At 70.7% G+C, this 9,749-nt stretch carries 7 protein-coding genes; 3 read left to right on the top strand and 4 right to left on the bottom strand.

Features of this window, described 5'->3' with window-relative positions:
- The 4 genes from VGL85_RS01990 to iolG form a co-directional block, all read right to left on the bottom strand.
- Nucleotides 1–2,051 (bottom strand): HAMP domain-containing protein (locus VGL85_RS01990; protein WP_331585469.1); only part of this gene is annotated, 2,051 nt, incomplete at its 3' end.
- A gap of 197 nt (nucleotides 2,052–2,248) precedes the next feature.
- Nucleotides 2,249–2,482, bottom strand: a complete 234-nt coding sequence (locus tag VGL85_RS01985) for a hypothetical protein (protein ID WP_331585467.1) — start codon at nucleotides 2,480–2,482, stop codon at nucleotides 2,249–2,251.
- A gap of 53 nt (nucleotides 2,483–2,535) precedes the next feature.
- Nucleotides 2,536–3,966, bottom strand: coding sequence for a pyruvate kinase (pyk, locus tag VGL85_RS01980; protein WP_331585465.1), 1,431 nt, complete (start codon nucleotides 3,964–3,966; stop codon nucleotides 2,536–2,538).
- 73 nt (nucleotides 3,967–4,039) lie between these two features.
- Complete coding sequence (gene iolG, locus VGL85_RS01975) at nucleotides 4,040–5,023, bottom strand: inositol 2-dehydrogenase (protein ID WP_331585463.1); 984 nt, start codon at nucleotides 5,021–5,023, stop codon at nucleotides 4,040–4,042.
- A gap of 76 nt (nucleotides 5,024–5,099) precedes the next feature.
- On the opposite strand from iolG, the gene VGL85_RS01970 reads away from it, so the two are divergent.
- The 3 genes from VGL85_RS01970 to iolE form a co-directional block, all read left to right on the top strand.
- Nucleotides 5,100–7,025 carry a bifunctional 5-dehydro-2-deoxygluconokinase/5-dehydro-2-deoxyphosphogluconate aldolase gene (locus tag VGL85_RS01970; RefSeq protein ID WP_331585461.1) on the top strand — a complete coding sequence of 642 codons (1,926 nt, stop codon included), beginning with the start codon at nucleotides 5,100–5,102 and terminating at the stop codon, nucleotides 7,023–7,025.
- The gene (gene iolD / locus VGL85_RS01965) at nucleotides 7,022–8,863 is read left to right on the top strand and encodes a 3D-(3,5/4)-trihydroxycyclohexane-1,2-dione acylhydrolase (decyclizing) (RefSeq protein ID WP_331585459.1); all 1,842 of its coding nucleotides are present in this window, start codon (nucleotides 7,022–7,024) and stop codon (nucleotides 8,861–8,863) included. Before VGL85_RS01970 ends, iolD begins: the two co-directional genes overlap by 4 nt.
- A gap of 2 nt (nucleotides 8,864–8,865) precedes the next feature.
- Nucleotides 8,866–9,749, top strand: an 884-nt coding sequence (gene iolE / locus VGL85_RS01960; RefSeq protein WP_331585457.1) for a myo-inosose-2 dehydratase, incomplete at its 3' end; no start/stop codon positions are given.

Below are 9,749 nucleotides of genomic sequence, written 5' to 3'. Positions count from 1 at the left end.
ATGTTCCGCACCTGACCGGTCAGGTTGTTGGCCATCAGGTTGACGTTGTCGGTGAGGTCCTTCCAGGTGCCGGCGACGCCCTTCACCTGCGCCTGGCCGCCGAGCTTGCCTTCCGTACCCACTTCGCGCGCCACGCGGGTCACTTCCGACGAGAAGGAGTTCAGCTGGACCACCATGGTGTTGATGGTGTTCTTCAGCTCCAGGATCTCGCCGCGCACGTCCACGGTGATCTTCTTCGACAAGTCGCCGTTGGCCACGGCGGTGGTCACCTCGGCGATGTTCCGCACCTGGCCGGTCAGATTGCCGGCCATCAGGTTCACGTTGTCGGTCAGCTCCTTCCAGGTGCCGCCCACGCCCTTCACCTGCGCTTGGCCGCCGAGCTTGCCCTCGGTGCCCACTTCGCGGGCCACCCGGGTCACTTCGGAGGAGAAGGCGTTCAGCTGATCCACCATGGTGTTGATGGTGTCCTTCAGCTCCAGGATCTCGCCCTTCACGTCCACGGTGATCTTCTTGGAAAGGTCGCCGTTCGCCACCGCCGTGGTCACCTCGGCGATGTTCCGCACCTGACCCGTCAGGTTCGCGGCCATGAAGTTCACATTGTCGGTGAGGTCCTTCCAGGTGCCGCCCACGCCCTTCACCTGGGCCTGACCGCCGAGCTTGCCCTCGGTGCCCACTTCGCGGGCCACGCGGGTCACTTCCGAGGCGAAGGAGTTCAGCTGGTCCACCATGGTGTTGATGGTGTTCTTCAGCTCCAGCACCTCGCCCTTCACGTCCACGGTGATCTTCTTGGAAAGGTCGCCGTTGGCCACGGCGGTCGTCACCTCGGCGATGTTGCGCACCTGACCCGTCAGATTGCCGGCCATGAAGTTCACGTTGTCGGTGAGGTCCTTCCAGGCCCCGGTGACGCCTTCCACGCGCGCCTGGCCGCCGAGCTTGCCCTCGGTGCCGACTTCACGCGCCACCCGCGTCACTTCCGAGGAGAAGGCGTTCAGCTGGTCCACCATGATGTTGATGGTGTTCTTCAGCTCCAGGATCTCGCCCTTCACATCGACGGTGATCTTCTTCGACAGGTCGCCGCGCGCCACCGCCGTGGTCACCTCGGCGATGTTGCGGACCTGGCCGGTCAGGTTGCCGGCCATCAGGTTCACATTGTCGGTCAGCTCCTTCCAGGTGCCGCCCACGCCCTTCACCTGCGCCTGGCCGCCCAGCTTGCCCTCGGTGCCCACTTCGCGGGCCACCCGGGTCACTTCGGAGGAGAAGGCGTTCAGCTGATCCACCATGGTGTTGATGGTGTTCTTCAGCTCCAGGATTTCGCCCTTCACATCGACGGTGATCTTGCGCGAGAGGTCGCCGTTCGCCACCGCCGTGGTCACCTCGGCGATGTTCCGCACCTGACCCGTCAGGTTCGCGGCCATGAAGTTCACATTGTCGGTGAGGTCCTTCCAGGCGCCGGTGACGCCCTTCACCTCGGCCTGGCCGCCGAGCTTGCCTTCGGTGCCCACTTCACGGGCCACGCGGGTCACTTCCGAGGCGAAGGAGCCCAGCTGGCCCACCATGGTGTTCACCACCTTGCCGATGCGCAGGAATTCGCCGCGCAGCGGCCGCTCCTCGTTCTCCAGGTCCATGGTCTGGGAAAGGTCGCCCTTGGCGACGGCGCCGATCACCCGGGCCATTTCGGCGGTGGGGTGGACCATGTCGGTGATCAGGGTGTTGACCGCATCGACGCTGGCCGCCCAGGAGCCCTGGGCCGCCGGCAGGCGGACGCGGTGGTTGATCTTGCCCTGCCGCCCGACCGTCTCGCCCAGCCGCTCGAACTCGCGGGTCATGCGGTCATTCAGCTCGACCACGTCGTTGAAGGCCTCGGCGATCTCGGCGCTCAGACCCCGCCGGCCGCGCGGCAGCCGCACGGAGAAGTCGCCGCGTCGGAAGGCGCGCAGCGCCGCCAGCAACTCGACCGCGTCGATGGCGTCCACATCCGGCGTGGTGGGCGACGCCTTTCGACGCCCCGCCTGGACGCGCTTTGTCGCCGCGGTCATATCGATGGCGTTCATGGTCTTCCCCCAGGAGGAGTTCTTCGCATCGAAGGGAACTCTTCGGGGTCAGCCGCCGACGCCTGGCGTGCGCGGTTTCGGCGTGTGATCCCCGCATAGACCCCCACCTTCGCTCAACGCGAAGTCGGGTTCCCGGTTCCACGGATTCGAAGAAACAGCCTGGAGTGTAGAGGCCCTGTGGACCCTGGGCGGGGACCCTAGGGCGTGGTGACGGGCGAGGGCGTCTTCGGTTGCGGCAGGGCCGGGGTGGTGAAGGGCCGGGCGCTGAACAGGTAGAGCGCGCCGAAGGCGATCACCACCAGCGCCAGCGAGGTCAGGAGCACGACCAGGATCTGATAGCCCTGCCGGCCCTGCTTGGCGTCGAACTCGGAGACCACCGGCCCGTGCGGGGCATCCGGGCTCCGATCGGCGGTGTGCATGGAATTGGCCATCGGTCAGGTCCTCCTGGGGCAGGAACGCCACCGCAGGGGGCTTGTTCCGAACCCTAGTCGGCCGGCGCCTGACCCACCCGCGCCACGCGCAGCGAGTTGGTCCCGCCGGAGCGGCCGAACGGCACGCCCGCCACCACCACGATCTCCTCGCCGCGCTTGGCCATCCCGGTCCGTGAAGCCAGGGTCGTGGCCCGCGCCACCGTCTCGCCCATGGTGAAGGCGCCCTCGGTGACGATCGGGTGCACGCCCCAGACCAGGGCCAGGCGGCGCGCGGTCTCCGTCGAGGTGGTGAGCCCCAGCACCCCGCACTCCGGCCGCTGGCGCGCGATGCGCAGGGCCGTGGCGCCGGTGGTGGTGAAGGCCACGATGACGCGCGCCTCGATGGTCTCGGCCACCTGCCGGGCGGCGACCGAGATGGCGTCGGCGGAGGACTTGTCCGGCTTGGGCCGCAGCAGTTCGCGCGCGGCGCGCAGGTCTTCGTCGCGTTCGGTGCGCGACAGGATGCGGTCCATCATCCGCACGGTCTCGGTGGGGTAGCGGCCGGTGGCGGTCTCGGCCGACAGCATCACCGCGTCGGCCCCGTCGAACACCGCGGTGGCCACGTCGGAGGCCTCGGCGCGGGTGGGCGCCGGGGATTCGGTCATGCTCTCCATCATCTGGGTGGCCACGATCACCGGCCGGCCCCAGCGGTGGGCGGCGCGGACCAGCCGCTTCTGCACCAAGGGCACATCCTCCGGCGGCAACTCCACCCCCAGGTCGCCGCGCGCCACCATCACCGCGTCGGACAGCTTCAGGATCTCGTCCAGGTGCTCCAGCGCCTGGGGCTTCTCGATCTTGGTCAGGATCAGCGCCCGCTCGCCGACGAGTTCGCGCGCCTCGGCCACATCCTGCGGCCGCTGCACGAATGACAGGCCGATGTAGTCGACGCCGTGGTCGAGGGCGAAGCTGAGGTCCTCGCGGTCCTTGGCGGTCAGCGCCGGGATCGGCAGGGCCAGGCCCGGCAGGTTGACGCCCTTGTGGTCGGAGAGCCGGCCGCCCACCACCACGCGGGTCTCCAGCGCCTCGTCGGAGCGGCGCACCACCTCCAGGCGAATGCGGCCGTCGTCGAGCAGCAGGGTCGAGCCGGCCATCGCCACGGCCATCAGCTCCGGATGCGGCAGGGGCGCGCGCTCGCCGTCGCCCGGCCTCGGCAGCAGATCCAGGCGGAAGGACCGGCCCCACTGCAGCACCACATGGCCGCCGGCGAAGCGGCCAACGCGCAGCTTCGGGCCCTGCAGGTCGGCCAGGATGGCGATCGGCTTGCCGGCCTTCTTCTCGATTCTGCGGATCGCGGCGATCGAGGCCTCGTGGTCGGCGTGGGTCCCGTGGCTGAAGTTCAGGCGGAAGACGTCGACGCCGGTGCGGAACAGGTCCTCGATCCGCTCAGCCGTGGCCGAGGCGGGGCCCAAGGTCGCGACGATCTTCATCCGGCGCTGGCGGATCATCCGGCCTTCCTGTGAGTCATCCCGGCCCGTTGGGGTCCTAACGGATCGAGTCCATGCAGGATAGGCGCCGCGATCAGTCGAGGCGCACGGGCCGCCCGGTGCGCAGGGATTCCGCCGCCGCCTCGGCGAGCGCCAGGGCCGCCACGCCATCGGCATAGCCCACCGTGGGCTGCGCCTGGCCGCTCAGGATGTGGGCGAAGTGCGCCATCTCGGCGCGATAGGCATCCTTGTAACGGTCGAGGAAGAAGTTGCGGAAGCGGTCGGCCTGGGCGCCGGCCTCGCTCCAGACCTGCACCGTGCTCTCGGTGACGTTATCGGCGCGGACCATACCGCTTTCGCCATAGGCCTCGATCCGCTGGTCATAGCCGAAGCCGGAGCGCCGGCTGTTGGCGATGACGCAGAGCTTGCCGGAGGCGGTCTTCAGCAGCGTCCGCGCGGTGTCGATGTCGCCGGCCTCCCCGATCGCCGGGTCCACCAGGCAACTGCCCCAGGCGAACACCTCCACCGGCTCCTCGCCGAGCAGCCAGCGGGCCATGTCGAAGTCGTGGATCGCCATGTCCTTGAACAGGCCGCCGGAGACCTCGACGTAGTCGATGGGGGGCGGGCCGGGATCGTTGCTGGTGATCTGCAGGGTTTCCAGCGCGCCCACCGCGCCCGCCGCCAGCTTCGCCTTCAGGGCCTGGAAGCTGGGATCGAAGCGGCGGTTGAAGCCCAAGAACAGGCGCGCGCCCTTGAGCCGCTCGGCCGCCGCCCGGGCGCGGGCCAGATCCATGTCGATCGGCTTTTCGCAGAACACCGCCTTGCCGGCGGCGTGCGCGCGCACCGCATAGTCGAGGTGGGTGTCGGTGGCGCTGGCGACGATCACCCCGTCGATCGCCGGATCGGCCAGGGCCTCGTCCAGGCTCGCGACCCGGGCGCCGGTGTCCTGGGCGACTTGCCGTGCGGCGTCGGCGAGCGGGTCCACCACCAGGCTCAGGCGCAGGTCCGGATGGGCCGCGGCGTTGGCGGCGTGGATCTCGCCGATCCGCCCGGCGCCGATCAGGGCGAGCTGTTTCATGGTCTGCCTTCGGAGGAATCCCTATGGTACCCAATCCCACAATGCGCCGCTGAGCGCGACAGGGTCGACGCGCGCCATGGCTGAGGGTGAGAAGACGCTGGACCTGCTGGCCATCGGCCGGTCGAGCATCGACCTCTACGGCGAGCAGGTGGGCGGCCGCCTGGAGGACATGGGCAGCTTCGCCAAGTACGTCGGCGGCAGCCCCACCAACACCGCTATCGGCGGCGCACGGCTGGGCCTGAAGACCGCCTTGTTGACCCGGGTCGGCGCCGACCACCTGGGCCGCTTCATCCGCGAGCAGCTCGAACGCGAGGGCGTCGAGACGGCCAGCGTGATCGCCGACCCGGACCGGCTGACCGCGCTCGTCGTGCTGGGCATCCGCGATCGCGAGACCTTCCCGCTGATCTTCTACCGGGAGAACTGCCCGGACATGGCGCTCGGCGTAGACGACGTGGACGAGGCCCAGCTGCGCCAGGCCCGCGCGGTGTTGATCAACGGCACCCACCTGTCGCAGCCGGGTGTGTTCGAGGCCTCGATGAAGGCCGCGCGCCTGGCCAAGGCCTGCGGCGGCAAGGTGGTCTTCGACGTCGACTATCGCCCGGTGCTCTGGGGCCTGGCGGCGCGCGACATGGGCGAGGACCGCTTCGTGGCCCATCCGGCGGTCACCGACATCCTCCAGCGCGTGCTGCCGGTCTGCGACCTGGTGGTGGGCACCGAGGAGGAGATGCACATCCTGGGCGGGACGACCGACACCATCGCCGCCCTGCGCGCCGTTCGCGAGCGCACCGAGGCGCTGCTGGTCTGCAAGCGGGGGCCGAAGGGCTGCTCGGCGTTCGAGGGGCCGATCCCGGACAGCCTGGACGAGGGCGTGGTGGGCCCGGCCTTCGAGGTGGAGGTGTTCAACGTCCTGGGGGCCGGCGACGCCTTCATGGCGGGCTTCCTGCGCGGTTGGCTGCGCGACCTTCCGCTGGCCGGGTGCTGCGAGATCGCCAACGCCGCCGGCGCCATTGTGGTCTCGCGCCACGGCTGCGCGCCGGCCATGCCGACCTGGGTGGAGATGGAGGCCTTCCTGGCCCGGCGCGACCGACCGTTCCGCCTTCGCGAGGACGCCGAGCTGGAGCACATCCATTGGGCCACCACGCGGGCGCGGACCTATGACGAACTCTGCGTGCTGGCGGTCGACCACCGCGTCCAGTTCGAGGAGCTGGCGGCGGATCTGGGCGCAGACCCGGCGCGCATCGCGGCTTTCAAGCGCCTGGCGCTGGAGGCGCTGCATCGGGTGGCGCAGGGCGATCCCCGCTTCGGCGTCCTGCTGGACGGCCGGCATGGCTTCGACGCCCTGGCCGCGGCGGCGGACCACCCCTACTGGATCGGCCGCTGCATCGAGGTCCCGCGCTCGCGGCCGCTGGACTTCGAGGCCTCGGCGGACGTGGCGACCGAACTTGCGACCTGGCCGCTGAACCAGGTGGTCAAGGTGCTGGTCTCCTACCACCCCGACGATGAGCCAGACCTGCGCGAACGGCAGGAACGGCAGGTGCTTCGGCTGTTCGACGCCTGCCGCAAGACCCGCCACGAACTGCTGCTGGAGATCATCGCCCCGGCCGGCGCGCCCTTCGACGCCCAGACCACGGCGCGCGCCATCGCCCGGTTCTACGACCTGGGCGTCAGGCCCGACTGGTGGAAGCTGGAGCCGCTCGCCGACCCGGCCGCCTGGCGCAACATCGAGGCGGCGATCGCCGCGCGCGATCCTTTCTGCCGCGGCGTGCTGCTGCTGGGCCTGTCGCAGCCGGTGGAGGCCCTGGTCGCCGCCTTCGAGGCCACGGCGCGCGCGCGCGTGGTGAAGGGCTTCGCGGTCGGCCGGACCATCTTCCATGACCCCGCCTGCGCCTGGCTGGCGGGCCGGATCGACGACGCCGAGGCGGTGCGGCGCATGGCCGAAACCCTCGCCCGGCTTGTCGAGGCGTGGCGCCGCGCGCGGGCCGGCGTAGGAGAGGCGGCATGAGCACCGTGCGCCTCACCGCCGCCCAGGCCGTCGTCCGCTACCTGTGCGCCCAGACGGTCCATGTGGAGGGCGAGGAGGTCCCGTTCTTCGCCGCCGCCTGGGCGATCTTCGGCCACGGCAACGTGGCGGGCCTGGGCGAGGCGCTGCAGGCGGCCGGCGACGCCCTGCCCACCTTCCGCGCCCACAACGAGCAGGCCATGGCCCACGCCGCCATCGCCTACGCCAAGCAGATGCGGCGCAGGCGGGCGATGGTCTGCACCACCTCCATCGGTCCCGGCGCGACCAACATGGTGACGGCGGCGGCCCTGGCGCACGTCAACCGCCTGCCGGTCCTGCTGCTGCCGGGCGACGTCTTCGCCGACCGCCGGCCCGACCCGGTGCTGCAGCAGGTGGAGGACTTCGCCGACGGGACGGTGAGCGCCAACGACTGCTTCCGCCCGGTGTCGCGCTACTTCGACCGCCTGACCCGGCCCGAGCAGGTGCTGGCGGCCCTGCCGCGCGCCATGGCCGTGCTGACCGACCCGGCCCAGTGCGGGCCGGTGACGTTGGCCTTCTGCCAGGACGTCCAGGCGGAAGCGTACGACTATCCGGAGGCGTTCTTCGAAGGCCGCTTCTGGCGTATCCGGCGCCCCCAGCCGGAACCGTTCGATCTCGACGCCCTGGAAGCCATCCTGCGGGTCGCCCAGCGGCCGCTGATCGTCGCCGGCGGCGGCGTGCTCCATTCCGGCGCCGAGGGCCGCCTGGCGCAGATGGCGCAGGCCATGGGTGTGCCGGTGGCCGAGACCCAGGCGGGCAAGGGCGCGCTGGCCTGGGACCATCCGATGAACCTGGGCGCGATCGGGGTGACCGGCTCCAGCGCTGCCAACGCGGCGGCGCTCGAGGCCGACCTCGTCATCGGCTTCGGCACGCGGCTGCAGGACTTCACCAGCGGTTCACGCGCGCTTTTCCAAGGGCAGCTTGTCCAGGTCAACGTCCAGGCGTTCGACGCCCACAAGCACGGCGCCATGGCCGTCGTCGCTGACGCCGGCGCGGTGCTGGACGGCCTGGCGGAGCGCTTGGCGGGCTGGCGCGCGCCGACGGCCTGGACGCAGGCGCAGGGTGCGGCCATCGCCGCCTGGACCGCCGATGTGGACGCCGTCATCGCGCCGCCGGACGCAGGCGTCCTGCCGTCCGACGCCCAGGTGATCGGGGCGGTGCAGCGGGCCACGGGCCCCGACGCCGTCGTGGTCTGCGCGGCCGGCGGCCTGCCCGGCGAGCTGCACAAGCTGTGGCGCACCGCCCGGCCCGGCGGCTACCACCTGGAATACGGCTATTCCTGCATGGGCTACGAGATCGCCGGCGGCCTGGGCGTGAAGATGGCCGCGCCGGATCGCGACGTGCATGTGCTGGTTGGCGACGGCAGCTACCTGATGCTGAATTCCGAGATCGCCACCTCGGTGATGCTGGGGTTGAAGCTGACCATCACCGTGCTCGACAACCGCGGCTTCGGCTGCATCAACCGCCTGCAGCAGGCGACCGGCGGCGCGCCGTTCAACAACCTGCTGGCCGACGCGCGCCACGAGACCCTGCCGGACATCGACTTCGCCGCCCATGCCGCCAGCCTTGGCGCGATCGCCGAGAAGGTGGGCTCCATCGCCGAACTCGAGGCCGCGCTCGCCCGCGCCCGCACGGCGGCGCGCACGAGCGTGCTGGTCATCGACACCGACCCGGCGATCTCCACCGAGGCCGGCGGCGCCTGGTGGGACGTGGCCGTCGCCGAAGTCTCGCCGCGGGCCGAGGTCCGCGCGGCGCGGGCGGACTATGACGCCGCGCGCCGCCGCCAGCAGATCGGAGATTGAACATGCCCGTCCGCTTCGGCGTCAGCCCTATCGCCTGGATCAACGACGACATGCCGCAGCTGGGCGCCGGCACGCCGCTTTCGACGGTGCTGGGCGACGCGCGCGACATCGGCTTTACCGGCGTGGAGCTCGGCGGCGCCTTCCCGCGCGACCCGGCGGTGTTGAAGCCGTTGCTGGAGGGCTACGGCCTGTCGCTGGTCGGCGGCTGGTTCAGCGGTAACCTGCTGGCCCACGACGTGGACGCCGAGATCGCCGCGGCGGCCGGGCATCTGGCGCTGCTGAAGGCCATGGGCTCGACGGTCTGGGTTCATGCCGAGACCAGCAACGCCATCCACGGCCGGATGGACGTGGCCCTCTCGGCGACGCCGCGTCTCGATGCCGCCGGCTGGAAGCGGTTCGGCGCACGGCTGACCGCCTTCGCCGACCACATCGCCGCCCAGGGCCTGCGCTTCGCCTACCACCACCACCTGGGCACGGTGGTCGAGCGGCCGGAAGACCTTGAGGCTTTCCTCGCCGCCACCGGCCCGTCGGTGGGGCTGACCGTCGACACGGGCCACGCATCGCTTGGCGGGATCGATCCGGTGGACCTTATCCGCAGCCATCCGGCGCGGGTCGCCCATGTGCACTGCAAGAACGTCCGGCCGCAGGTCTTCGCGGGCGTGACCTCCCGGGGCGACAGCTTCCTGCGCGGCGTATTGGACGGCATGTTCACCGTGCCCGGCGACGGCGGCCTCGATTTCGGCGCGGTGATGCGCGCGCTGGCCGACATCGGCTATTGCGGCTGGATCATCGTCGAGGCGGAGCAGGATCCGGCCAAGGCGAACCCGCGGGAATATGGCGAACTCGGCCTGCGCACCCTGGAGCGCGAGGCTGAAGCCGCCGGCTT

It is taken from the genome of Phenylobacterium sp., assembly GCF_036501465.1.
Lineage (GTDB): Bacteria > Pseudomonadota > Alphaproteobacteria > Caulobacterales > Caulobacteraceae > Phenylobacterium.
Note: the sequence above shows the minus strand (reverse complement) of the source record. Positions and strands in the feature narration are given on the sequence as shown.